Source organism: Streptomyces sp. KL2 (assembly GCF_046529545.1).
Classification (GTDB): domain Bacteria; phylum Actinomycetota; class Actinomycetes; order Streptomycetales; family Streptomycetaceae; genus Streptomyces; species Streptomyces radiopugnans.
The window spans coordinates 5,606,221-5,629,726 of record NZ_CP127170.1 but is presented as its reverse complement, the minus strand read 5'-3'; the positions used below and the strand labels follow the sequence as shown (position 1 = coordinate 5,629,726).

General features: G+C 73.8%; 21 protein-coding genes and 1 tRNA gene. 9 read left to right on the top strand and 13 right to left on the bottom strand.

Going from position 1 to position 23,506, the window contains the following annotated elements; genetic code table 11:
* Window positions 1-92 precede the first annotated feature (92 nt).
* Window positions 93-1,508 (bottom strand): PLP-dependent aminotransferase family protein, encoded by a 1,416-nt coding sequence (locus QPK52_RS25285; RefSeq protein WP_410539784.1) that lies wholly within the window; start codon window positions 1,506-1,508, stop codon window positions 93-95.
* On the opposite strand from QPK52_RS25285, the gene QPK52_RS25280 reads away from it, so the two are divergent.
* Complete coding sequence (locus QPK52_RS25280) at window positions 1,507-2,445, top strand: DMT family transporter (protein ID WP_410539783.1); 939 nt, start codon at window positions 1,507-1,509, stop codon at window positions 2,443-2,445. The two genes, QPK52_RS25285 and QPK52_RS25280, sit on opposite strands and share 2 nt — an antisense overlap.
* 63 nt (window positions 2,446-2,508) lie before the next feature.
* Window positions 2,509-2,582, top strand: a tRNA-Met gene (locus QPK52_RS25275).
* Between the two features lie 70 nt (window positions 2,583-2,652).
* Here the strand turns inward: QPK52_RS25275 and QPK52_RS25270 are convergent.
* A complete protein-coding gene (locus QPK52_RS25270) occupies window positions 2,653-3,543 on the bottom strand; it encodes a CAP domain-containing protein (RefSeq protein ID WP_410539782.1) in 891 nt (296 codons plus the stop codon).
* Between the two features lie 357 nt (window positions 3,544-3,900).
* Between QPK52_RS25270 and QPK52_RS25265 the strand changes: the two genes are divergently transcribed.
* Window positions 3,901-5,502: a PH domain-containing protein gene (locus QPK52_RS25265; protein WP_410539781.1), complete on the top strand. Its 1,602-nt coding sequence runs from the start codon at window positions 3,901-3,903 to the stop codon at window positions 5,500-5,502.
* 96 nt (window positions 5,503-5,598) lie between these two features.
* Here QPK52_RS25265 and QPK52_RS25260 read toward each other — a convergent pair whose 3' ends face one another.
* Window positions 5,599-6,240 carry a GNAT family N-acetyltransferase gene (locus QPK52_RS25260; protein ID WP_410539780.1) on the bottom strand — a complete coding sequence of 214 codons (642 nt, stop codon included), beginning with the start codon at window positions 6,238-6,240 and terminating at the stop codon, window positions 5,599-5,601.
* 154 nt (window positions 6,241-6,394) lie between these two features.
* On the opposite strand from QPK52_RS25260, the gene QPK52_RS25255 reads away from it, so the two are divergent.
* Window positions 6,395-7,087 carry a TetR/AcrR family transcriptional regulator gene (locus QPK52_RS25255; protein ID WP_410539779.1) on the top strand — a complete coding sequence of 231 codons (693 nt, stop codon included), beginning with the start codon at window positions 6,395-6,397 and terminating at the stop codon, window positions 7,085-7,087.
* 165 nt (window positions 7,088-7,252) lie between these two features.
* Window positions 7,253-8,887 carry an MDR family MFS transporter gene (locus tag QPK52_RS25250; RefSeq protein ID WP_410540476.1) on the top strand — a complete coding sequence of 545 codons (1,635 nt, stop codon included), beginning with the start codon at window positions 7,253-7,255 and terminating at the stop codon, window positions 8,885-8,887.
* 126 nt (window positions 8,888-9,013) lie between these two features.
* Here QPK52_RS25250 and recA read toward each other — a convergent pair whose 3' ends face one another.
* From recA to QPK52_RS25230, 4 genes are all read right to left on the bottom strand, one after another.
* Entirely contained in the window at window positions 9,014-10,075 is a 1,062-nt protein-coding gene (recA, locus tag QPK52_RS25245) for a recombinase RecA (RefSeq protein ID WP_410539778.1), read from the bottom strand.
* Between the two features lie 113 nt (window positions 10,076-10,188).
* The gene (locus QPK52_RS25240; protein ID WP_410539777.1) at window positions 10,189-10,671 is read right to left on the bottom strand and encodes a single-stranded DNA-binding protein; all 483 of its coding nucleotides are present in this window, start codon (window positions 10,669-10,671) and stop codon (window positions 10,189-10,191) included.
* A 57-nt stretch (window positions 10,672-10,728) separates the two neighbouring features.
* On the bottom strand, window positions 10,729-11,271 hold the full coding sequence (locus tag QPK52_RS25235; RefSeq protein WP_410539776.1) for a hypothetical protein: 543 nt from the start codon (window positions 11,269-11,271) through the stop codon (window positions 10,729-10,731).
* The gene (locus QPK52_RS25230; RefSeq protein ID WP_410539775.1) at window positions 11,268-12,215 is read right to left on the bottom strand and encodes an ATP-binding protein; all 948 of its coding nucleotides are present in this window, start codon (window positions 12,213-12,215) and stop codon (window positions 11,268-11,270) included. Before QPK52_RS25230 ends, QPK52_RS25235 begins: the two co-directional genes overlap by 4 nt.
* Before the next feature lie 359 nt (window positions 12,216-12,574).
* On the opposite strand from QPK52_RS25230, the gene QPK52_RS25225 reads away from it, so the two are divergent.
* Complete coding sequence (locus tag QPK52_RS25225) at window positions 12,575-12,889, top strand: hypothetical protein (RefSeq protein WP_410539774.1); 315 nt, start codon at window positions 12,575-12,577, stop codon at window positions 12,887-12,889.
* 173 nt (window positions 12,890-13,062) lie between these two features.
* Here the strand turns inward: QPK52_RS25225 and QPK52_RS25220 are convergent, their stop codons facing one another.
* Window positions 13,063-13,632: a snapalysin family zinc-dependent metalloprotease gene (locus QPK52_RS25220; protein WP_410539773.1), complete on the bottom strand. Its 570-nt coding sequence runs from the start codon at window positions 13,630-13,632 to the stop codon at window positions 13,063-13,065.
* A gap of 272 nt (window positions 13,633-13,904) precedes the next feature.
* Here QPK52_RS25220 and QPK52_RS25215 point away from each other — a divergent pair, with 272 nt between their 5' ends.
* Window positions 13,905-14,981 carry a protein kinase family protein gene (locus QPK52_RS25215; RefSeq protein ID WP_410539772.1) on the top strand — a complete coding sequence of 359 codons (1,077 nt, stop codon included), beginning with the start codon at window positions 13,905-13,907 and terminating at the stop codon, window positions 14,979-14,981.
* 87 nt (window positions 14,982-15,068) lie between these two features.
* On the opposite strand, the gene QPK52_RS25210 is transcribed toward QPK52_RS25215, so the two are convergent.
* Together QPK52_RS25210 and QPK52_RS25205 are read right to left on the bottom strand one after the other, a co-directional pair.
* A complete protein-coding gene (locus QPK52_RS25210) occupies window positions 15,069-15,953 on the bottom strand; it encodes a septum formation family protein (RefSeq protein ID WP_410539771.1) in 885 nt (294 codons plus the stop codon).
* Window positions 15,954-16,079: 126 nt separating this feature from the next.
* Entirely contained in the window at window positions 16,080-17,474 is a 1,395-nt protein-coding gene (locus QPK52_RS25205; RefSeq protein ID WP_410539770.1) for an FAD-dependent oxidoreductase, read from the bottom strand.
* A gap of 298 nt (window positions 17,475-17,772) precedes the next feature.
* On the opposite strand from QPK52_RS25205, the gene QPK52_RS25200 reads away from it, so the two are divergent.
* The gene (locus QPK52_RS25200) at window positions 17,773-18,840 is read left to right on the top strand and encodes a nitrous oxide reductase family maturation protein NosD (RefSeq protein ID WP_410539769.1); all 1,068 of its coding nucleotides are present in this window, start codon (window positions 17,773-17,775) and stop codon (window positions 18,838-18,840) included.
* A 77-nt stretch (window positions 18,841-18,917) separates the two neighbouring features.
* On the opposite strand, the gene QPK52_RS25195 is transcribed toward QPK52_RS25200, so the two are convergent.
* On the bottom strand, window positions 18,918-19,514 hold the full coding sequence (locus QPK52_RS25195) for a TetR/AcrR family transcriptional regulator (protein ID WP_410539768.1): 597 nt from the start codon (window positions 19,512-19,514) through the stop codon (window positions 18,918-18,920).
* Window positions 19,515-19,761: 247 nt separating this feature from the next.
* Between QPK52_RS25195 and QPK52_RS25190 the strand changes: the two genes are divergently transcribed.
* A complete protein-coding gene (locus tag QPK52_RS25190; RefSeq protein ID WP_410540475.1) occupies window positions 19,762-20,652 on the top strand; it encodes an NAD(P)-dependent oxidoreductase in 891 nt (296 codons plus the stop codon).
* 50 nt (window positions 20,653-20,702) lie between these two features.
* Here QPK52_RS25190 and QPK52_RS25185 read toward each other — a convergent pair whose 3' ends face one another.
* Both QPK52_RS25185 and QPK52_RS25180 read right to left on the bottom strand, forming a co-directional pair.
* Window positions 20,703-22,376 (bottom strand): FAD-dependent oxidoreductase, encoded by a 1,674-nt coding sequence (locus QPK52_RS25185; protein WP_410539767.1) that lies wholly within the window; start codon window positions 22,374-22,376, stop codon window positions 20,703-20,705.
* A gap of 17 nt (window positions 22,377-22,393) precedes the next feature.
* Window positions 22,394-23,347 (bottom strand): AurF N-oxygenase family protein, encoded by a 954-nt coding sequence (locus QPK52_RS25180; protein ID WP_410539766.1) that lies wholly within the window; start codon window positions 23,345-23,347, stop codon window positions 22,394-22,396.
* Window positions 23,348-23,506 lie beyond the last annotated feature (159 nt).

The window sequence follows — 23,506 nt, the reverse complement described above, 5'->3', positions numbered from 1 at the left end:
GCCCGTACCGCCCGGCGGACACGCCGCGGAGGACCGATCGGCCCGGGATCGGCGCGAGGCGTACGCGCGCCTCGTGGGGGTCCCGGTCGACGCTACCGCGTCCGCTGCCGCGCGAGCGCCCGCCCGACGGCGCGCACGCCGTCGGGGAAGGCGCCGGGGTTCGGCCCCGAGTAGTTGAGCCGGAGGTAGGCCCCGGTCGGTTCGGCGGGGAACCACTCGCCGCCGGGGGCGACGAGGACCCCGTCGCTCTCGCAGTCACGTACCAGCCGTGCCAGGTCGGTGGCGTCCGGCAGCCGGACCCATACGTTCAGCCCTCCCTGCGGCACCGCTTCGAGGCGGGCGGCGGGTGCGTGCTCCCGGAGCGATGCGATCAGGAGGTCCCGGCGGGCGGCGAGCTGGTGGCGGAGGTTCCGCAGGTGTGTTTGCCAGGCGGGCTGGGTGACGACGTCGAGCGCGGCGGTCTGGAGGATGCCGCTGACGTACATCGACTCGGCCTGGGCGTCGGCGAGGATGCGCGTGCGGGCCGGGCCGCGGGCGACGACCCCGGCGATGCGGACGGCCGGTGAGACGCTCTTGGTCAGGGAGCGCAGGTAGACGACGTGCCCGCCGTCGTCCCGGGCGGCGAGCGGTACCGGGTCCGCGCCGATGCCGAAGTCGTGTGCCCAGTCGTCCTCGATCAGGAACGCGCCGTGCCCGCGGACGGTGTCGAGGATCCGGCCGGCCAGATCGGGCGGCCACCGGGCTCCGGTGGGATTGGCGAAGTTCGGCTGGGCGTAGAACGCGCGCGCCCCGGTCCGTGCGAACGCCCGTGCCAGTTCCTCCGGATCGGGGCCGTGCGCCCCGCTGGGAACGGGCACGACCTGTACTCCTGCCTGCGCGGCGGCCAGGATCGCGCCCCAGTAGGTGGGCGACTCCAGCAGCAGCGGGCGGCCCGCGCCGACGAGGGCGCGGAAGGCGGTGCCCAGTGCGCTCTGGCTGCCGGGGAAGACGACGACGTCGCCCGGCGCCGACGGCGTGGTCCCGGCCGGCGTCGCGGCGCCGAGTTCGGCCGCGAACCACGCCTGGAGTTCCGGCAGTCCCGCGGCCGGAGGGCGGCTGACGGCGGCGTCGCCGCGCGCCGCGCGGGTGAACGCGGCCCGGACCAGGCGTTCGGGCAGCAGCTCCCGGTCCGGGTAGCCCGAGTGGAGGGCGATCACGTCGTTCGGGGTGGTCCGCAGTGCCGTGGAGAGCCGCGGTGCGCGGTTCCGCGGTGACCCGAGCGCCGCGGTCTGCCACCCGTAGTCGTTCGGGCGGGCCACGCGGACCGCGCGGACGAAGGTCCCCACGCCGGGCCGGCTCTCCACCGCTCCCTGCGCCGCCAGGGTGCGCAGCGCCTTCTGGACCGTGACGGGGCTCGCCCCGTACCGGGCGACCAGTGTGCGCGTGGGGGGCAGTTTCGCTCCCGGGGCGGCTGACGCGATCCATTCGCGGAGATCGGCGACGATCCGCGAACTGCTATCGTTTTTCATGACAGACAACAGTAGCGCTACTCTTGTTCAAGCTCCTGCGCTATCCCCGTCCCGCGCCGGTCTCGGATGGGGGCTGCTCGGGGTCGGGGCGTTCTCGTTCACCGTCCCCTTCACCCGGGCCGCCGTCGAGGGCGGCGGGATGTCCCCGCTGTTCGTCGGCTCCGGCCGTGCGGTGATCGCCGCGCTGCTCGCGGCCGCCGTGCTGGCACTCACGCGGCAGCGTCCGCCCCGCGGCGCCCAGTGGGGCCGCCTGGCGGTCGTCGCCGGCGGCGTGGTCGTCGGCTTCCCGGTGCTGACCTCCTTCGCCCTGACCACCGCCTCGGCCGGCCACGGCGCCGTCGTGATCGCGCTCCTGCCGGCCGCGACCGCGGTGATGGCCGTGCTCCGCGGGCGCGAACGCCCTCCGGTCCCGTTCTGGGTCATGGCGGCCGTCGGCGCGGCCGCCGCGGTCGCGTTCGCCTCGCTGCGGGGAGGCGGGTCCGGCGGGCTCCACTGGACCGACCTGCTCCTGCTCGGCGCCGTCGCGGCGGCCGGCATCGGTTACGCGGAAGGCGGGATCCTTGCCCGCGAGCTCGGCGCCTGGCAGACGATCTCCTGGGCGCTGGTGCTCTCCGCGCCGCTGATGGCCGCCCTCACCGTCCTGTCCGTCTCGTCGCGTCCCCCGAGCGGCACTCCGGCCGAGTGGTCCGCGTTCGCCTACCTGGGGGTGGTGAGCATGTTCCTCGGCTTCTTCGCCTGGTACCGGGGGCTCGCGATCGGCCCGATGGCACAGGTCGGCCAGGTACAGCTCGTCCAGCCCGTGCTGAGCGTCTGCTGGGCCGCGCTGTTCCTGCGCGAGCAGGTCACCTGGCCCACCGTCCTCGGCGGCCTCGCCGTGATCGCCTGTGCCGGCGCCACCGTGCGCACCCGGCCGGGGCGTACCGCGGGCGCGCGCTGAACTCCCTGCCGGGTCCGTCCGTTTCGCCGGGAGCCGCGGCATGCCGTACAGTGGGGGCATCGCCGCGGGGTGGAGCAGCTCGGTAGCTCGCTGGGCTCATAACCCAGAGGTCGCAGGTTCAAATCCTGTCCCCGCTACTGGAAGGTTCGGCCCCGGTGCTCTCGGCACCGGGGCCGAACCGCTTCCGTGCCTGCGGGCACCGCGCCGCTACGGGCGGCCGGTGCCGAAGTTCTGGGTCCACCACGGGCCGCCGTCGCCGAAGTGGACGCCGACGCCCAGCTCCTCGAAGGCGCAGTTGAGGATGTTCGCGCGGTGGCCCGGGCTGTTCATCCACGCGTTCATGACCGAGGCGGCGTCCGGCTGCCCCCGGGCTATGTTCTCGCCCAGATTGCTCCAGGCGTATCCGGCCGCCTCGACCCGGTCGGCCATCGTGGAGCCGTCGGGTCCCGTGTGGGACAGCACGCCGGACGCGGCCATGGTGCCGCTGTAGTCGTCCGCGGCCCGCGTCAGCCGGGCGTCGGCGGTGACCGGGCCGCAACCGGCCGCGGTCCGTTCCTTGTTGACGAGTGCGAGCACCTGTGCCTCCGGCCCGCTGTCCTTCGGCGCCGTGTCCGCTCCGGGAGCACCGGCGCCGTGCCCCTCGCCTCCGTTGCCGCCGGACCCGGCGGCGCCTTCGGAGCCGGCCTCGCGGCCCTGCTCGCCCCCCGCCGCCCTGTCCGCCTCCTTTCCCCGGGCGGGGGCCGGGGCGGAGGTGGGCGCGGAGGCGGAGGGGGCGGCGCTGCGTGCGGGCTTCTCCGGCTTCCCGGCCCTGCCGGCGCCGGGCGAGGCGGATGCGCTCTCCTCCGGGGTGGGCGGGGCGGGAAGGGAGGCGCCGCCGGCAGCCCCGCCCGCCGTGCCGTGCGCGGTGTCGGCCGCGTCCGCCGCCACGCGGTCGGCCGGCCCGTCCTGTCCTCCGCCAGCGGCCACGGTGAGGCCGGCGCCCGCCGCCATGGTGACCGCGCTGAGCGCGAGGGCGATGCCGCGCGCCGGCGGGGTGCCCCTGGGGCGGGCGTGGGAACGGGAGCGGGGCCGGGAACGGCCGGCTCTGTGGGAGCTCATGCGGGCGGTACCTCGGGGGTCTGTCGGGATAGGCCGGTTTCGAGGAGGGTCTCGATGGGCGCGGTCGCGTCCACCGCCAGTCCTCGGGGGGTCGGGCGAGAGCCTAGGCAGGCCGGCGGCCCGCGGGGCGCCGGGGAAGGGCTTCTTCATGAAGCCCTAAGGAAGTCATGAGGTTCCGCCCGGGCGCTCGGCTCCCGGTGGCGTGGGATCTCGGTGCGGAACCTCGGTGCGGGACGGATGTACGGCGGCTCGCCCGCCCCACGGGGCCGGAGCCCCCGCACCCGGCAGCGTCACAGGGGGGAAAGCTGCCGCATCGTGTACAGGAAGTCCCGGCCGGGCGGCGGCAGAATCGCGTCCATGACCGATGCGCGGGAAGTGATCTGCCGCTCCCCCTACAGACGCGCCCTGTGGTTCCTCGCCGCCCTGGGAGCGGCCGGAACGGCTCCGGCGGCCCTGGCCGCGGTGTACACGGCGTACCTCGGCGGACCTTGGGGGGTGTGGTTGGGGGCGGCGCTGCTGTCGGCGCTGGCGGGCCTCGCCTCGCTGCGCGGGGCCGTCGCCCGGGTGAGCGCCGACGCGTACGGACTGCGCATCCGGACGCTGCTGGGCGAACGGAGCGTTCCGTGGCCCGACGTCGCCGATCTGCAGGTGCGTCTGAGGCACGAGAGGAACCCCCGGGTCCAGGAGGCCCGCCGTGTCGGCGTGGTGCTGCGCGACGGGCGCAGGCGGCTGCTGCCCCTGCCGAGCAGCTGGTCCCCCGACGACCCGGACTTCGACGCGGCTCTGGAGACGCTCCGTGCGCTGCACCGCCGTCACGGGAGCCCTCGGTCGGAACACCTGCCGGTCGTCTCGCACCACACCGCCGGGCACGGCTGGATCGGGTCGCTGGTCCTGTGCGTGCTGCTGCTCTCGTCGGCGGCCCTGGTGGCGGGGTCCGTGTCGGCCACCGCGGCCCGGGAGCGGGCGTGGAGGTCGGCCGTCCCGTGCACCGCCGGAGTGCCCGCCGAGGCGCGCGGTGAGTGCCTGACCGTCCTGCCGGCCCATGTCGAGCGGACCGAGGCCCAGCGGCCCAGGAGGCAGAGCTGGCTGTACTTCTCCGGCGGCCGCCCGATGGAGCGGCTCGAGGTCTCCTACGAGGCCGCCCAGGAGTTCCGGCCCGGTGACCGGGTCGAACTGACGCTGTGGCGGGGCGAGGTGATGGAGGCCGCCGGGGATCGCCACGTCTGGCGCGAGCACGTTCCCACTCCCGGGAGCACGGCCGTCGTCGCGGCCGTGCTCGCCCTCGCCGCCGGCTGGCCCGGTACGCGGGTGCTGCTGCGGCTGCGCTGGCGGCGGCTGCCCGACGACGAGGCCCTCCCGCCGGAGCTCCCGTTCGCGGGCGCGCTCGCCGGCACGGCCCTGTGGGTGCTGCCGCTGGCCTACTTCCACCCCGCAGGCCCTTTCGGCTCCCCCGCCGGTACCGTGTGGGCGACCGCGGGGTCACTGGTCACGCTGGGCCTGTTCGCCCGGGCGTGGCGCGCCACCCGCGTCCGCCCGCCCGGTTGGGGCCCGGGGGCCGGGAAGCCCGCCGGAGAGGACGAGGAGGTGTTCCTGACCGCCCGTTTCCTGGAGCACACCGACTACAACCCGTACTCCTTCGGCACCCATGTCGTCATCGGCGGCGGACCGCCCTCGGTGACGCCCCACTCCGGTCCCGGCCGGTTCGCGGCGAAGCCGATCCCTGTGGAGCGGCTCACGCTCAAGGAGGTGCGGCGCGTCCGCGGCGGTGACCGTGAGGCCGTCCCCGGTGACTGGCACGTCGCCGAACTCGACGACGCCGGCCGCCCGGTCCGTCTCGCCGCCGCACCCGGCGACCTGGCCCGCATCCTGCGCGAGCTGGAGCGCGCGAGGACCGCCACCGACGCCACCGGTACCGCAAGCACCGGGGGCGCCGCAGGCACTGCGGGCGCCGGGTCGTGAGCGCCCGCGGCGGCCGGGGGACGGCACGCGGGTCCGGGGTCCCGGGATCCGGAACGGGCGGCGGAGATCCGCGGCCGGTGCCGCGGGAAGGCGCCCCTACCGCAGGGTGAGCAGCACCTCGGCTCCCACCGGCCGGAATCCGGCCGCCTGGAAGGCCCGTACGCTGCGTGCGTTGCCCGCCGCCTGCTGCGCCCAGACCGGCTCCCCGCCGGGCACCAGGTGCCGGGCGGCCCTCGCCAGCGTCCGGCCCAGCCCCCGGTGCCGCGCCCCCTCGTCCACCTCGACCGCCGCCTCCCAGCGGCCCGCCACACCCCGGCCGAGGACGACCACTCCGCCGTCGGCCGCCCACACCCGCACACCGTCACGGCGTTCGCGCGCCCGGGAGACCCGCGGATGGTCCGGGTCCGTGATCTCGCGCAGTTCCAGCGCAGGAGCGCCCGGCAGGGGGCCGGCCACCGTCAGCAGGTCGACCGTGTCGGCCGACCGCCCGGTGCGTGCCATGAGCGCGGCCAGGAACCGCGGGTTCATCGTGGCCGCCAGTTCGTCGCAGTCCGTGGCCGCCAGCGTTCCGTGGACCCACCGCGGGTCCTCGTCGGTGAACACCACGGAGTGCGCGGTGAACGCGATCACCCCGGCGTCGCGGCGGGCCGGCTGCGGCACCACGGTCGTGCCGCCGTCCGGCGGCGGGAACCGCCCCCGGGCCGCCGCGTCCAGTATCTCCGCCAGAGTCCGGCCCACGGCCGCTCTCCCCCTCGTCCTGCGCCGGTGATCCCGGTCAGACTGCCACACGCCGTGGGCGCCCCGGCGCCCGCGGCCCGCGGCGACGGGGCGGGCGTTCCCGGCACCGAGGCGGCCGGAATCAATTTTTACAGAGCATGCATTTTTTCCTAGCATGCAAGATGTGTCGGAGACGAAGGCCCCGGTAAGCGGGCTGCGGGAGCGCAAGAAGCGGGCCACGCGTGCCGCTCTCACGGAAGCGGCGGTACGGCTCGCGGCGGAGCACGGGGCGGAGCACGTCACCGTCGAGGCCATCAGCGAGGCGGCCGGTGTCTCCCCCCGGACGTTCTTCAACTACTTCGACTCCCGCGACGACGCCTTCGCCATGGTCGACGCGGAGTCGGGCGCGCGGGTCCGCCACGGTGTGCTCGAAGCACCGGCCGGCCTCTCCCCGCTGGAGGCGCTGCGCGAGGCCATGGCGGCGGAGCTGGCGCAGATCGAGCAGCGCCACGAGGTCTGGGACCTCCACGCCAGGGTGCTGAGCGCGTCGCCCCATCTGCTCGCCCGCAGCCTCGCCGCGCACCTGGCCGACGAACTCGGCCTGGCCGAGGCGCTCGCCGAGCGCCTCGGCGGTCCCGCCACCACCGCCGCCGGGTCGACGCCTTCCACGACCGAGAAGGAGCGGCGCAGGGCGCTGGACCTGTACCCGAGGCTGCTGGCCGCCGTCGGCGGCACCGCCGTCCGGGTCTCCGTCGAGCACTGGTGCGCACGGCAGGACCGGATCGCCTTCACCGATGTCTTCCGGCAGGTGTTCGAGCACCTGGCCGCCGGACTGCCCGCGCCCTCCGGAGAGTCCCGGCGGTCCTGACCCGGCGGCGCCGACCCGCCACCGCTCCCCGGCCGTCCCGGAGCACCCCGTGCGTCCGCACCCCCGTGTGCCCCGTGCCGGCCTGTGAGCCCCCAAGCCACCGAGAGCCCAGAGAAGGACGTTGTGACCGCATCGCAGGCGCCTGGCCAGGCGTCACCCGTCTCCATGACCAACCGGCAGATACTCCAGGCCATGTCCGGCCTGATGGCCGGCATGTTCGTCGCCATCCTGGCGGGCACCGTGGTCGCCAACGCGCTGCCCCGGATCATCACCGACCTGGGGGCCAGCCAGTCCTCCTACACCTGGGTCGTCACCTCCGAGCTGCTGGCCATGACGGCGACCGTGCCGCTGTGGGGCAAGCTGTCCGACCTCTACGACAAGAAGCTGCTGCTCCAGCTCTCCCTGGGCGTGTTCGTGGTCGGTTCGCTGCTGGCCGGGTTCTCCCAGGGCGTCGAGCTGCTGATCTTCAGCCGGGTCGTCCAGGGCATCGGCGCGGGCGGACTCACCGCCCTGGCGCAGGTGGTGATGGCCGCCGTCATCCCGCCCCGCAGGCTGGGCAGGTACGCCGGCGTCTTCGGCGCCGTCTTCGCCGTCGGCACCGTGGCCGGGCCGCTGATCGGCGGCGTCCTGGTGGACACCTCGTGGCTCGGCTGGCGCTGGTGCTTCTTCGTCGGCGTGCCGTTCGCGCTGCTGGCGATCGTGCTGCTGCAGCGCACCCTGCGGCTGCCCAGCGTCCGGCGCGAGGTCAGGATCGACTTCCTGGGCGCCTTCCTGATCGTCGCGGGCGTCTGCGCGCTGCTCGTCTGGACCTCGCTGGCCGGGAACCGGTTCGACTGGCTCTCCTGGCAGACCGCCGCCCTGACCGGCGGCGGCGTGGTGCTCCTGATCGCCGCGGTCCGCGTCGAGTCGCGGGTGCCCGAGCCGGTCATCCCGCTGGACATCTTCCGCAACCGCACCGTGGCCCTGACCACCGTCGCCAGCCTGCTGGTGGGTGTGGCCATGTTCGGCGGCACCGTCTTCCTCTCCCAGTACTTCCAGATCTCCCTGGGCAAGTCCCCGACCGTCGCCGGTCTGATGAGCCTGCCGATGATCCTGGGTCTGCTGGTCTCCTCCACGGTCACCGGCCAGGTCATCAGCGCCACCGGCAGGTGGAAGGCGTACCTGGTGGCGGGCGCGGTCGTCATGACCGCCGGACTCGGACTGCTCTCCACGATCGACTCCGGCACGGGCTTCGGCCTGCTCGGCGTCTACATGGCGGTGCTCGGTGCCGGCGTCGGCATGCTGATGCAGAACCTGGTGCTGGCCGCGCAGAACGACGTCCCCGCCGCCGAACTGGGCGCCGCGACCTCCGTGCTGTCCTTCTTCCGCAGCATGGGCGGCACGATCGGCACCAGCGTGCTCGGCGCGATCCTGGCCAACCGGGTCGCGACCGAGATGACCCGGGGCCTGGAGGAGGCGGGCGTTCCCGCCGACGGGGCCCGGGCCCCCGGCGGCGCGGAGGGCGGCGTGCCCGACATCACCGCCCTGCCCGCGCCGGTCCGGGCGATCGTCGAGCACGCCTACGGCGTCGCCACCGCGGACCTCTTCCTCATCGCGACGCCCTTCGCCCTGCTCGCCCTGGTCGCCGTCGTGTTCGTCAAGGAGAAGCCGCTGAAGACCACCAGCGGCATGGAACGGCTCGCCGAGGAGGCCGGCAGCACCGGCGCCCGGGGCCAGGGCGGCCCGGCGCAGCGGCCCGCGGACGGTGCTCCGGAGGTCGGCGGGGAGGCCGGCAGGGAGCCGGCGGCCCCGGTCGGCTGAGCCCGGCAGAGCCGACCGGGACCGGGAGCGGGCCGCAGGCCGTGCTCCCGGTCCCGGTCGCCCCGCGGTCCTCCGGGAGCGGTACGGCCGGTGTGCCACCGGCGCGGCGGGGTGCGGCGCGGCGGGTCAGAACCCGGCGGCGAGGGTGCGGATGGCGTCCTGCCCGGTTTCCGGCCCGGGCTCCGCCTCCGGCCGTGTCCCGATGCCGAGCTTCTCCTTGATCTTCTTCTCGATCTCGTTGGCCAGATCGGGGTTGTCGCGCAGGAAGTTGCGGGCGTTCTCCTTGCCCTGCCCCAACTGGTCGCCCTCATAGGTGTACCAGGCGCCCGACTTGCGGATGAAGCCGTGCTCCACCCCCATGTCGATCAGCCCGCCCTCCCGGCTGATCCCGATGCCGTAGAGGATGTCGAACTCCGCCTGCTTGAACGGCGGGGCCACCTTGTTCTTGACCACCTTCACCCGGGTGCGGTTGCCCACCGCCTCCGTGCCGTCCTTGAGCGTCTCGATCCGGCGGATGTCCAGCCGCACCGAGGCGTAGAACTTCAGCGCCCGGCCACCGGTGGTCGTCTCCGGCGACCCGAACATCACGCCGATCTTCTCGCGGAGCTGGTTGATGAAGACGGTGGTGGTCTTGGACTGGCTGAGCGCACCGGTGATCTTGCGCAGCGCCTGGCTCATCAGCCGCGCCTGCAGACCCACATGGGAGTCGCCCATCTCGCCCTCGATCTCCGCGCGCGGCACCAGGGCCGCCACCGAGTCGATCACGATCAGGTCCAGCGCGCCGGAGCGGATGAGCATGTCGGTGATCTCCAGCGCCTGCTCGCCGTTGTCGGGCTGGGACAGGATCAGGGAGTCCACGTCCACGCCCAGCCGCTTGGCGTACTCCGGGTCCAGGGCGTGCTCGGCGTCGACGAAGGCGACCGTGCCGCCCATCCGCTGGGCGTTGGCCACCGCGTGCAGGGTCAGGGTGGTCTTGCCGGAGGACTCCGGCCCGTAGACCTCCACCACCCGGCCGCGCGGCAGGCCGCCCACGCCCAGGGCGACGTCCAGGGCGGTCGACCCGGTCGGGATCACCTCGATGGGATCCCACACCTCGTCGCCCAGGCGCATCACGGCGCCCTTGCCGAACTGCCGTTCAATCTGTGCGAGCGCGGCGTCGAGCGCCTTCTCGCGGTCCTGTTCCTTCACTGGTCCACCTCGGTGGGGTCGGGTTGCGCCGGCACGGCGGGCGGCCGCAAGGGGTCGGTACGGCCGCCCGCCGCCGAGGCGCGGGTCCGCGGTCTCTCAGGAGACCGCCGCGGTCAGAAGGGGAGTTCGCTCTCCCCGGGGGCGTGCCGCCCGCCGTCGTCCCGGCCGGGCGGGCCGCCGGCCGCCGGTGCGGCGCCGAAGCGGTCGCCCGCGGGGACGCCCGTACGCGGGCCGCCCCCGGTGACCGTCGCGCTGGCGAACCGCAGCGAGGGGCCGACCTCGTCCACCTCGCACTCCACCACGGTGCGCTTCTCGCCCTGGCGGGTCTCGAACGTCCGCTGGCGCAGCCGCCCCTGGACGATGACGCGCGTACCGCGCGTGAGGGACTCGGCGACGTGCTCCGCCTCCTGCCTCCAGGCCGAGCAGCGCAGGAACAGAGTCTCGGCGGAGTCCCTCCACTCGTTGCTCCGCCGGTCGAAGGTGCGGGGCGTGGAGGCGACGGTGAAGTGGGTGACCGTGTCTCCGGACGGGGTGGTGCGGATGTCGGGGTCGTCGGTCAGGTTGCCGACGACGGTGATGACGGGCTCACCGGCCATGGGTGGCTCCTCTCGTGCGGCGGTGTGCTGCGGAGGCCGCGGGCGCGGTGCCGGCGGTCACCGCTCCTCGCCCCGGGCCTCGCCCCGCTCCTCGCCGCTGTCGAGGGCGAGCAGCCGGGGCAGGTCGATCTCACCGGTGCGCCAGGCCCGGGCGACCTGCTCCGTACCGCCGGGCACGGGCCGGAGGCTGAACGAACGCGGCTCCGCCGGCGGGGCCGTCTCCAGGCCCGGGACCACCTCCCCGGTGTGCGGATCGGTGGCCGGCCCCGGCCAGGCGGTGAGCCGGGCGGTGAACTGCCTGCGCCAGCTGGGACGGACCCTGACGAGGGTCTCCACCTCGTCCGGGTGGTTCTCGACCACCCAGGTGGTGAAGGCGTCCTCGTCGGCGACCACGATCTCCGGCTTGGGGTCGATGAGCGTGATGGTGGCGATGGGCGTGCCGTCCCGCAGGGTCACCCGTATCGACTTCAGCGCGTACTCCTCGCGGGCCGCGCGCAGTTCGTCGAGGACCTCGCGGCGTGTGGCCTGGTACTGCTCCTCCACCGCGTCGCGCAGCACCTTGAGTACGGCGACCCTGGTCGCGTGCTCCTTGAGGTTCATGCCGCCACGGCTTTCCGCTCGGGTTCTTGCCCGGTCTTCCCGGCCTTCCCGGCCTTTCCGGCCTCCTTCCTCGCCTCGGTGCCGCGGCGCACGATGAGGTCGCCCAGCGTGGTGGGCTCCCCCGCCGGGTCCAGCACGGCGGCGGCGAGCAGGTTGTGCCGGCGGGCCTCCTCGTAGAGGGCGCGGAGGTCCTCGTAGGAGGTGTCCGGCGCGGTGGCGGTGGCGAGGTAGTCGGACGCGCTCGGGGTGGGCTTGCCCGCGCTGAGCCAGTCGAGGACGGAGTCGGCGAACTCCGTGCCCGGTTTGCGGATCACCAGCCCGGACAGCGGCTTGGCGCGGGACTTGGAGATCACCAGGGTGTTCTCGTGGTCGAGGTCGCCGACGATGTCGAACTCGTACTCGATGCCCTCCCGCTGCTCGGGCTTGAGCCCGACCTTGCGCGGCACCTTGCGCCCGCGGTCGTCGGTCTCCACGACGTACTCGGTCTTGGTGCGCATGGTGACGATGAGGTGGCCGGGGTAGGCGAGCAGGGCGTCGATCATCGCCCGCTCCATGGGGCGGGTCTCCTTCCAGGCGGCGAAGCTGCTGCCCGTCCCGTAGCGCTTCGCGGCGTTGTCGACCTGTTCGAGCACTCCGCCCGCGCCGGACCAGAAGTGCGAGAGCGAGTCGACGATCACGGTGTCGTAGCCCTCGTGGGCGGCCACCGCGAGGACGTCGATGAGCCCGGTGGGCTCGAACGAGGTGAGCTGGAGGGTGTCGAAGGCGAACTCGTCGGCGTACTTGGACGCGCTGCCGTGCTCGGTGTCGATGAGGGCCACCCGCTCGCCGAGCGCGGTGCCGGTGATGAGCGCGGTGTAGGTCTTGCCCGATCCGGTCGGTCCGGTGAGCGCGATGCGGGCCTTGGCCTGCTCCTTGGTGGCGGGTGTGAAGGTGAAGGTGTTCACGCCATTTCTCCTCTGGCGCATTCGACGGCGGTTCGGGGTGGGCTCGGGGGTGGCGGGACGCGGTCCCGGCCCGGCGAGACGTGCACCCACGCGGCCGAAGCTTCAGTTCGAATTCATGTTCGAAATCTGTCCTGGGTCACACAGTAGGCCCGATATGTCGACAAATCAACACCCGCCGGAGAGGGAATCCCGGGGGCGGCCGCGCCCGGCCCGCCGCCGACCCCGGACCGCCGCGCACGACCTGCGAACGCGGCATCCCGGAACGCTTCAATCCTCTTTGACCAGGTCTTTTGTCAGTGGCCCGGAGTAAAATCGGGGGTAGATCGAGACGGCCGGACGACCACCCCAGGAGGAAGCCGATGGCCTCTGCCGCGCTCGCCGCCGAGCACCGTTCGAAGGCCCCGACCACACCCGCCCCCACCGCGCTGACGACCCTGACCACCCTGCCGAAGAAGCCGCTCCCGGCCGGCCGGCCCCGCGAGTGGTACGTCTCGCACAACCGCCGGCTGAAGGCCATGCGCCTGGCCATAGCCCTGCTCGACACCGGCGTCCACCGCCCGGAGCAGGCTTCCGACCGCAGGATCCGCACCACGGCCGAGCAGATCGGCGTCCGCCCGCCCTCCAGGACGACCTGCGGCATGGTCCGCTCCCTGATCCGCCACGGCGACCGCTGACCGGGACGGACACCGCCGCACGAGTGCGGCGCCGGTACGGACAGAGGGTCCCGGCGCGCACCTCCGCAGGTGCGCGCCGGGACCCTCCCAGCCTCAGGGCGCCGGTTCCGAGCCCTCGCCGCGTGCGCGCGGGCAGGGGCCGGCGCCGGAGAGGGGCTCCCCGCCCCCGTGCGTCAGTCCACGGTCATCACATTGCGCGGCACCCCGGCCGACCGGGCGAACGCCCCGCCGAAGTCGCTTTCGACCTCCGCCTTCTCCGCCGCGTTCGGGTAGGGGTTGGTGCACGCGACCCCGGCGGTGGAACCGGACATCAGGCTCGAGCAGGGGCCGGGCTTGCGGTCCGGCAGGCCCAGGATGTGGCCCAGTTCGTGGGAGGAGATGCGAACGGTGTTGTAGCCCTGGGTGACGGCCTGGCGGCCGATGTAGACGGTCCCGTTGCCCAGCGAAGAGGTGTAGGCGCGGGGCCAGCCGTTGTCGGCGAGGATCCGGATGTTGGCGCGCTGTCCGGCCGCCACCGGCCGCAGTTCGACGGCGTCGACACTCTCGTTCCAGATCGCCGCGCCCCGGTCGACCGCGGCCTTGAACTCCGCGGCCGCGCTCGCGTCGTAGGTGAGGATCCGCGGGGCGAGGGTGCGGTCCTCGGCGGCGGGGGCGGCCGGTGCGGCGGCGGCCTGACCGCCGGCCAGTGCGAAGGTGACCGCCAGGGCCGCGGTGAGGCCGCGGACGAGTGTGCGGACGTGCATGGTCGTCCTCCTTGTGGGGGGTTAGGCGTGCTCATGACACGCTGCAAGCTCCCTGCCCAGCCTCGGCGCGCCGCAATCCGTCAATCGGCGCGGTCCCGCTCTCCTCCCGGGGCCGTATCGCGCGAAACCTCCCTCGGCCCGGCCGTCCGGCCGTGCGGTCGCCGGAAGTACGTGCCTCGCCCGGGGTGCTTGGGGCAGAGTGGCCGTTGCGGCACCGGGTCCGGCGCCCGGTATCCGGTACCCGGACGGAGGCGGCAGTGCGGTTCCCCGACATGTCACACGGCGCGCGGCTGGCCGCCCACGGTGCCGTCTCCACCGCCCTGGCCCTGTACGGCGACCGCGAGCTGCACGGACTGGTGGACTCGGCCGCACCGCTCGGTGCCGGCATCGGCGGGAATTCTGCCCTGCTGGAGGTCGCCGGAGTCCCGGTCTTCGTCAAACGCGTGCCCCTCACCGATCTGGAGCGGCGGCCGGAGAACGTCCGGTCCACGGCGAACCTGTTCGGACTGCCGCTGTTCTGCCAGTACGGTGTCGGCGCCATCGGCGGGCCGGGCTTCGGGGCCTGGAGGGAGCTCGCCGCGCACACCATGACGACCGACTGGGTGCTCGCCGGGGAGCACGAGGGCTTCCCCCTGATGCACCACTGGCGGGTGCTGCCGGACTCGATGCCGCTGCCCGAGGAACTGGCCGACGTGGAACGGGCCGTCGCCTACTGGGGCGGCGCGCCGCAGGTGCGCTACCGGATCGAGGCCCTCCGGGAGTCCTCGGCGAGCCTCGCGCTGTTCCTGGAGTACATCCCGCAGAACCTGCACCAGTGGCTGGGCGAGCGGGTGGCCGCCGGCGGCCGGGCCGCCGACCGGGCCTGCGCCATGGTGGAGGAGGGCCTGGAAGCCGGTGTCTCGTTCATGAACGGCCGCGGCCTGCTGCACTTCGACGCCCACTTCGAGAACATCCTGACCGACGGGCAGCGCCTGTACTTCACCGACTACGGTCTCGCCCTCTCCTCCCGGTTCCGGCTGTCCCGGGAGGAACTCGCCTTCTTCGAAAGGCACCAGGGCTACGACCGCTGCTACACAGCCGGTTACCTGGTCAACTGGCTGGTCGCCGCCCTGCACGGACACGGGAGGGAGGAGCGCGAGGCACAGGTGCGCGCATACGCCCGGGGCGAGCGCCCCACCGCGGTCCCGGCGACGGCGGCGGCGATCCTCACCCGCCACTCACCACTCGCCGCGGTGATGGCGGACTTCTTCCGCGGGTTCCGGCACCGCAGCAGGCAGACCCCGTACCCGCTGGAGGAGATCCACCGGGTCGGCGGGCAGTGCGCCTCGCCCGCCGGCCGGGGCGCGTGAACCCGACGCCGTTCGCGGCCCCGGCCGGGCGACGGGACCGGCCGCCGTGGACCGGTGCCGCCGCCCGGCCGGGGGCGGCGGCGGGGGTCAGCTCGCCCAGATCTCGGCCTCGTCGGCCGGGACGGTGGTGGCCAGGCCGAGCTCCTTGCGGGCGGCGACCGTGTCGTTCGGGTCCAGGCCGGTGAAGGCCGGGTCGTAGGCGACGTAGAACGCCTCGGCGTCGCCCGCCTTCGCGGCGTCCTTCCAGTGGCCGGCGGTCTTCTCCAGCCGGGAGCGGAGCTTGCCGGCCTCCGTTCCCTCGATGCCCCGCAGGCCGTCCAGGTGCGCGTCGAGAGCGGTGGCGACGGCGTCGGCCTGCGCCTTGTAGCCCTCGAGGTCCTCCTCGACGCTCTCCGCCTCGGGCTGGTTCGTCCACAGGGCTTCGTAGACGGCGTTCGCACCGTTGAGGTAGGTCTTCTGCTCCGGCTTCAGCGACTTCGCGCCGGCCTTGAGCGAGCCGGTGAACTCGCCCGACTCCTTGGTGTAGGTGCAGCTCACGGCGCGGTCGCCGGTGGCCCAGCTCTCCGCGGTGGGGGTGTAGTAGGAGAGGCCGACTCCCTCGGGCAGCGCCCAGGTGTCCGGGACGAACTCGCCCGCCTCGGCCGGGCATCGCTCGTCGGCGATCGCCGTGACCGCCTCGTCGCCGGGGAACTCGCCCTTCTCCTCGATGTCGAACTCGCCGACGACCTGGCCCCGGTGCGGCTCGTCGCACGGCACGAGCTCGATGGCGAGCGCCTCGCCCTCGATCTTCTCGCTGTTCGGGTTGTAGCAGTCCCCGGTGGAGAGCGAGAACACCGACCGCTGGCGGGCCACCTTCGTCGCGCCGTTCTTGGCACTGTCGACGACGTCGGAGCACCCCGCGGCCCCGATCGCGAGCAGGGCGACGGCGGCGGATATGCCGCGCGGGGAGCGGAACGGCGCACGGATTGTCATGACGCGTACATCCTCTTGGGAAAATTCATGAATGGTGCGCGCATCCTATGTCACCGTCATGACAAGTTCGCACGGAGTTTCGCAGGTGGGGACGGTGCCGGGAGCGCGAGGCGGCGGTGCGCCCCGTCAGTGCGTGCCGGCCCGGCGCACCGCCGCGGCCGCCTTCCGGGCCGCCACCAGCACCGGGTCCCACAGCGGGGAGAACGGCGGGGCGTACCCCAGGTCCAGGAACGTCATCTGCTCGACCGTCATCGACGCGGACAGGGCGACCGCGGCCACGTCGACGCGTTTGCCCGCGCCCTCGCGTCCGACGATCTGCACACCCAGCAGGCGGCCCGTGCGGTGCTCGGCGAGCATCTTCACATGCATCGGCGCGGCTCCCGGGTAGTAGCCGGCGCGGCTGGTCGACTCGACCGTCGCGGTCACGAACCGCAGTCCCGCGGACCTGGCCTGGCTCTCCAGCAGACCGGTGCGGGCGATCTCCAGGTCGCAGACCTTGCTGACGGCCGTGCCGACGACGCCGGGGAAGGTGGCGTAGCCGCCGCCGATGTTGGTGCCGATGACCTGGCCGTGCTTGTTGGCGTGCGTGCCCAGCGCGATGTGGCGGTCGAGGCCGGAGACGAGGTCGAGGACCTCGACGCAGTCGCCACCCGCCCAGACGTTCTCCCGGCCCCGCACCCGCATCGCCAGGTCGGTGAGCAGCCCTCCGGACTCCCCCAGCGGCAGTCCCGCGTCGCGTGCGAGCCCGGTCTCGGGCCGTACGCCCAGCCCGAGGACCACCAGGTCGGCCTCGTACTCGGCGTCCTCGGTGGCGACCGCCCGCACCCGGCCGTCCTCACCGGTGCGGACGGCGGTGACGGCGGTTCCGGTGACCGTCTCGATGCCCATGCGGCACATCGCCTCGCGCACGAGCCTGCCCATGTCGGGGTCGAGCGTGGTCATCGGCTCCTGGGCCCGGTCCAGCACCGTGACCCGGTGACCGCGGCGGATCAGCGCCTCGGCCATCTCCACGCCGATGTAGCCGGCGCCGACCACGACCGCCCGGCGCCGGGTGCTCGCCGCCTCGGTCCGCTCCAGGGCCTCCAGCAGGGACCTGCCGTCGTCCATGGTCTGCACCCCGTGCACGCCCGGCGCGTCGATGCCCGGCAGGTCGGGACGCAGGGGGCGGGCGCCGGTGGCGATGACCAGGTGGTCGTAGCCCAGCCACTGCCCGGCGCCGCCGCCGTCGCGGACGCGGACGCGGCAGCCCTCCGGGTCGAGCTCGGTGACCTCGGTGTGCAGCCGCAGGTCGATGTCCCGCTCGCGGTGCTGCTCGGGGGTCCGTGCGATCAGGTCGCCGGCGGCCGCGACGTCGCCCCCGATCCAGTAGGGGATGCCGCAGGCGGAGTAGGAGGCGTGGCCGCCCCGTTCGAGGGCGATGATCTCCAGTTCCCCGGGCCTCTTCAGCCTGCGCGCCTGGGATGCGGCCGACATGCCCGCCGCGTTGCCTCCGATGACCACCATGCGCTGCGCGGTCGCCATGGCGTGTCCTCCCTTCACCGTGTCGGGCGCGCGTCGGCCCTGGCCTCCGTATGCCCACGCTACGCCCCGCCACCGTCCGGCCTCCCCGGCGCCTGCCCGCCGGTGCGGTGCTGCCGCTGATGCCGGGTCACGACGCGTTCGGGTCGGCGCGTTCGGGTCGGCGCGTTCGGGTCGGCGCGTTCGGGTCGGCGCGTTCTGGGCCGCTCGGGGCATCGGGCAGTGCCATGCGGCTGCAGTGCCCCCTGCTTCGGGTCAACACATGTGGCGGTTCCCGACATATCACCCATAGCTTCAAATCATGATGAAACGACAGTTCACTCGCCTCGGATGGGCCGCGGTCGCCGCGGCCTCGGGCCTGGCCGCCACCCCTCCGGCCGCCGCCCAGGACACGCACCAGGTCCGTCCGGGGGAATCGATCCAGCAGGCCGTGGACGCCGCGAGGCCCGGGGACACGGTCGTCCTCGCCCCCGGCACCTTCCGGGAGAGCGTCCGGATCACCACCTCCGGTCTGACCCTGCGGGGGTCGGGCCCGGACACCGTCCTCATGCCGCCGGCCGGCCGGGCCAAGGACGCCGACAACGACTGCGCCCGCCAGGGCCACGGGATCTGCGTGTCCGGAACGGAGGAGCAGCCCGTCACCGACGCCACCGTGTCCTCACTGAGCCTGCGCGGCTTCGAGCAGAACGGGCTGTGGGCCTCCCACACCGACCGGCTGAGCGTGCGGCACGTGACGGCCGAGAAGAACGGGAAGTGGGGCATCGCCCAGCAGCGCTCCACCCGGTCGGACATCAGCTACAACACCGCCCGCGGCAACGGCGACGCCGGGCTGCTGCTGTCGAACACCGTGGAGAGGGAGAAGGGCGCCGCCGACTCCGGCGGTACGGTCGTCCGCGAGAACCACCTGCTGGACAACCGCATCGGCGTCACCGTCAGACGGCTGCGGAACCTCGTCGTCAGGAACAACGAGATGGCCGGGAACTGCGCGGCCATGTTCGTGGTCGGGGACGAGACCAAGCCCCGGGCCGGGGCGCTGACGGTCTTCCGCAACGACGTCCACTCCAACAACAAGCACTGCCCGGCGACGCCCCGCCTGCCGTTCCTCCAGGGTTCCGGGATCGTCCTCACCGGTGCGGAGGACACGCTGGTGGCCGAGAACCTGGTCGAGGACAACGTGGGCTCCTCGCCCCTGTCTGGCGGCATCGTGCTGTTCAAGAGCTTCGTGGGGGCCCGCAACGAGAACAACCTGATCGAGGACAACATCGTGCGCGACAACGGGGCGGCCGATCTGGCCGACCGCGGCGCGGGCACGGGCAACGTCTTCCGGGACAACATGTGCCAGGACTACCGGCCCGAGGAGCTGTGCTGACCGCCTGACAGACCCGGTGGCCGACGGCCCGGCCGCTCCTCCGGGGAGCGGCCGGGCCGCGTTCCGGGGCGCAGGCGTCAGTCCCCCGGGGCGACGCCGGCGTCCAGGAGGGGGCCCAGTTCCCGGGCCACCGTCTCCAGGGCGCGTATGTCGCGCTCGGCCCTGGCGATCACGATCGCCCCCTCCAGCGCGCTGATCATCAGGGTCGCCAGCGAGGCGGCCCGCCGGGCCGGCACGCCCATCTCCGTCAGCGCCCGGGCCACCGGGCGGTTCCAGGCGGCGAACGCGGCCGCGGCGGCCTCCCTGGTGGACTCCGCGGAGCCGGCGCGGTCCACCGTCGCGGCGACCACGGGGCAGCCCGTCGCGAATCCGGCCGACCGGTACTCGTCGGTCCACTGACGCACCATCGCGTCGAACAGGCGGCTCGGCGACGGCTCGGGCATCTCGGCCAGGAACCGGGCCACACGCTTGGCCGCGTAGCGGCCGGCCCACTCCACCGCCTCGTTGACGAGCTGCTCCTTGCCTCCGGGGAAGTAGTGCCGCAGCGACCCCCTCGGGGCCCGGGCGTGCGCGACGATGTCGCGCAGACCGGTCGCGGAGACCCCGTCGCGCCGGATGAGCTGGGCCGCGCTGAAGACCATCCGCTCGCGCGGCCCCCGCCGGGAAACCGCCATCGCCGACCTCCGATCCCCTGGCGAACCGGGCGGGCGGCACTCGGCCCGCCGTCCGGCCAGCTTATCGGTGCCGCCGCGACCGCCCGGTGCGGCGGGAGTCCGCCCGTCGCCTCCCGGACCGGCACGCGCTCGCGCTATGACACACGTCATAATCGCCGCTACCATGACGGCTGTCACAGACGACGGGACCGGTGGGACCGGCGGGCCGGCGGAGGCCGCGGCCCTCCGGCCGGAAGGGCGGCGCGGGGTGGACGTGGGTTTCATCGGCCTGGGTGTCATGGGGCAGCCCATGGCGCTGAATCTGGCCCGTTCCGGGGCGGCGCCGGTCGTCTGGAACCGCACCGCCGCCAGGAGCGAACCGCTGCGCGCGGCCGGGGCCGAGGTGGCGGAGAGCCCCTCGGAGGTCTTCGAACGCGCCGGCACCGTCTTCCTGATGCTGGCCGACGAGGCGGCGACCGACGCCGTACTGGGCCGCGGCACACCGGACTTCGCCTCGCACGTCGCCGGGCGCACGGTCGTGCACATGGGGACGACGTCCCCCCACTACTCGCGCGGGCTGGAGGCCGACGTCCGCGCGGCCGGCGGCGGTTACGTCGAGGCGCCCGTCTCCGGCTCGCGCGTGCCCGCCGAGACGGGGCAGCTGGTGGCGATGGTGGCCGGGGAGCCGGCGGCCGTGGAGCCGGTCCGCCCGCTGCTGCGGCCGATGTGCCGGGAGGTGTTCGTGTGCGGGCCGGCCCCGAACGCGCTGCTGATGAAGCTCTCGGTGAACCTGTTCCTGATCACCATGGTCACCGGGCTCACCGAGGCGTTCCACTTCGCCGACCGCCACGGCCTGGACCGGCGGCTGTTCCTGGACGTGCTCGACGCCGGGCCGATGGCCAGCGGCGTCTCGCGCATGAAGGCACCCAAACTGCTGGCGCGCGACTTCGACGTCCAGGCCGCCGCCCTGGACGTCCTGAAGAACAACCGGCTGATCTTCGAGGCGGCCCGGGAGGCCGGCCTGGCCTCCCCCCTGCTGGACGTCTGCCACACCCTCTTCGGCGAGACGGTCGCCCTGGGGCACGGCGACCGCGACATGGTGGCCGTGCTGCACGCGATCGAGGCCAGGACCGACCGCGCCCGGCCGCCCGCCCCCTGACGCTCCCCGGGAGGATCCGGGGCGGAGGGCCGGGGAGCGGGACGGGCGCTTCAGCGCGGAAGCCGCCGACGGCCGCTCCGGGCCGCCGCCACCAGTTCGGGGACGGTGGCCAGCTTCTCCCGGGGCCGGCCGGCCCGGAGCCCGCGGGCCACCTCCACCCGGTCGATCGCGGCCTGGCCGCGGGCGTCGACCAGACGGCGGTTGCGGCCTCTCACCAGCCGGCGAAAGGCCCGCGCTCCGTGCTCGGGCGAGGGCAGCAGACCGCCGAGCGCGTCGGCGAGCAGGGTGCCGACCGTCTCGGCCGCGCAGGCGCGGTTGGCTCCGATGCCGCCCGAGGGCCCGCGTTTGATCCAGCCCACGACGTACGTCCCCGGCCGCCCGGTCACGCGCCCGCCCTCGTGGGGGACGGTGCCGGCCGCCTCGTCGAAGGGCAGCCCGGGCACCGGTGCGCCGCGGTAGCCGGCCGCCCGCACCACCAGGCCGGCCGGTATCTCCAGCTCCCCCCGCGCCGCCGTGGCGCGCACCGCCCGTACGCGCCCGTCGCCGAGCACCTCCGCCGGCGCGCTGTGGAAGCGCAGCACGATGCGCCGGCCCGGCGCGGGCGGCAGGGACCAGTCCACCGTCTGCCGGGTGACGTCCCGCAGCACCGCGGCCTTGTCCCCCGGCCCGGCCGCGTCGATGCTCCCGGCGATGCGCGGGTCGTGGTCGTCCACGATCAGTTCCACACCGGGCAGGTGCTTCAGGGCGAGCAGTTCCGGCCTGGTGTACGCCGCCTCCGCGGGCCCCCGGCGTCCGAGGAGGACCACCTCGCGCACCTTCCCGGCGCGCAGCGCTTCGAGCGCGTGGGCGGCGATGTCGGTGCCGGCCAGCTCCTCCGGACCGGCCGTCAGGATCCGGGCGGCGTCGAGGGCGACGTTTCCGTTGCCGACCACGACCACCCGCTCGGCGGACGGGTCGACGGCGTCCGGGGCGGTCTCCGGATGGGCGTTGTACCAGGCCACCAGCGTGGCCGCGGAGATGCTTCCGGGCAGGTCCTCGCCAGGGATCCCCAGACGGCGGTCGGCGCGGGCCCCGACGGCGTAGACGACCGCGTCGTGGTGTGCGGCGAGTTCCTCCGCGGTGACGTCCGCGCCCACCTCCAGGCCCAGGTACATCCGGACCCGCGGGTGCGCGTACAGCCGTGCGAAGGTGTCTCCGACCCCCTTGGTCCCCGGGTGGTCGGGGGCCACTCCGTAGCGCACGAGACCGCCCGCAACCGGCATCCGGTCGATGAGGGTCACCTCGGCGCCTGTGTGGAGCAGCAGGTCCTCGGCGGCGTACATGCCGGCCGGGCCGGTGCCGACGACCGCGATCCGCAGCGGCGCGAAGTCGGAGGGCAGGGTGCGCTCGAACACCGGCCTGCCCCACGCGTGGAAGTTGGGCGCGTGGTCGGCGGGTCCGGAACCCGGTCCGCCGTCCGCGGCGTCCGCGGCGCTCTCGAAGTATGCCGCGTTGAGAGCGGCGTACTCCCGCTGCGCCCCGGAGAGCCGGTCCTCCGGGAGGATCGCGTCCACCGGGCAGGCGTCCGCGCAGGCTCCGCAGTCGATGCACGCCCCGGGGTCGACGTACAGCATCTCCGTGCTGCCGAAGTCCCTCTCCTGCGGGGTGGGGTGGATGCAGTTGACCGGGCAGACGGCGACGCAGGTGGCGTCGCCGCAGCAGTTCTGGGTGATGACGTGGGTCATGTCGCGGCCCGTCCGGCTCAGATGAGGTTGGCGCGCTTGTAGAACACCAGCGCCGGCTTCGTCAGCAGGCCGGCGGAGGCGAGGAACTCCATCAGACCCGAGCAGCTGGAGCGCAACATCGCCCTGTGGTGCTCGTTGGTCTTCGCCTCCCGCACCGCGCGCCTCTCGTCGAGCCCGGCATTGGCGTACACCTTCCGGTTCACCATGCTGGTGACGATGACGTAGGCCGCTATCGCGATCACCAGGGCGTGGATCCGGCGGCGCAGCCGGCCGGCGCCCGCCAGGCGCTTGCGCGTCTCGTCGCGGGCGAACTTCATGTGCCTGGACTCCTCGACGACATGGATGTTGTTGATGGTGCGGACGAACGGCACGACCCGCTCGTCGCGCATCCAGTCGCGCTGCATGACGTCGAGGACCTCCTCGGCGACCAGGATCGCCGCGTACGCCGCCTCGCCGAACGCCAGCGTCTTGAACGCCCGGCCGAGTTCGAACGCGATCCGGTGCGGCCGGTACGGCGGGGCGCCCAGTTTCCGGGCTCCGCGGGCGAACATGATGGAGTGCCGGCACTCCTCGGCGATCTCGGTCAGCGCCCACTGGAACTCGGCGCTGGTCGGGTCCTTGGAGTAGATGTCGCGCAGCACCATCTGCTGGAGGATCATCTCGAACCAGATGCCGGTGCTGGCCACCGAGGCGGCCTCCTGCCGCGTCAGCTCCTTGCGCTGCTCCTCGGTCAGCTCGTCCCAGTACGGGGTTCCGTAGAGGGTGCTCCACTCGGGGCTGGCTCCGTGGAAGTCCTTGTCCAGCGGCGTCTCCCAGTCCACCTCCACGGCCGGGTCGTAGGCCAGCCTGGCCGCCGAGTCGAGCAGCCGGCGGGCGACGTCCTGCTCGTCCTGCTCGTCGTGCCGGTCGTGTTCCGCCGGCCGCCCTGCCGCCCGTCCCGTCGGTCGAACGATGCCCGTGCTGCTCGCCATGTGCGCTCCTCGAACCGTGTGCGACGTTCCTGTCCGCCCGTCGTGCCGAGGGGTGGCCGGGCCGCCGCCGATTCGCCTCCGTGCCCGGCGGATCCCGGGAAGACACCCCTCCGCCCTTGTTAGACAAAATGTAAAGCAAAGGCGGGACCCAGTGCTACC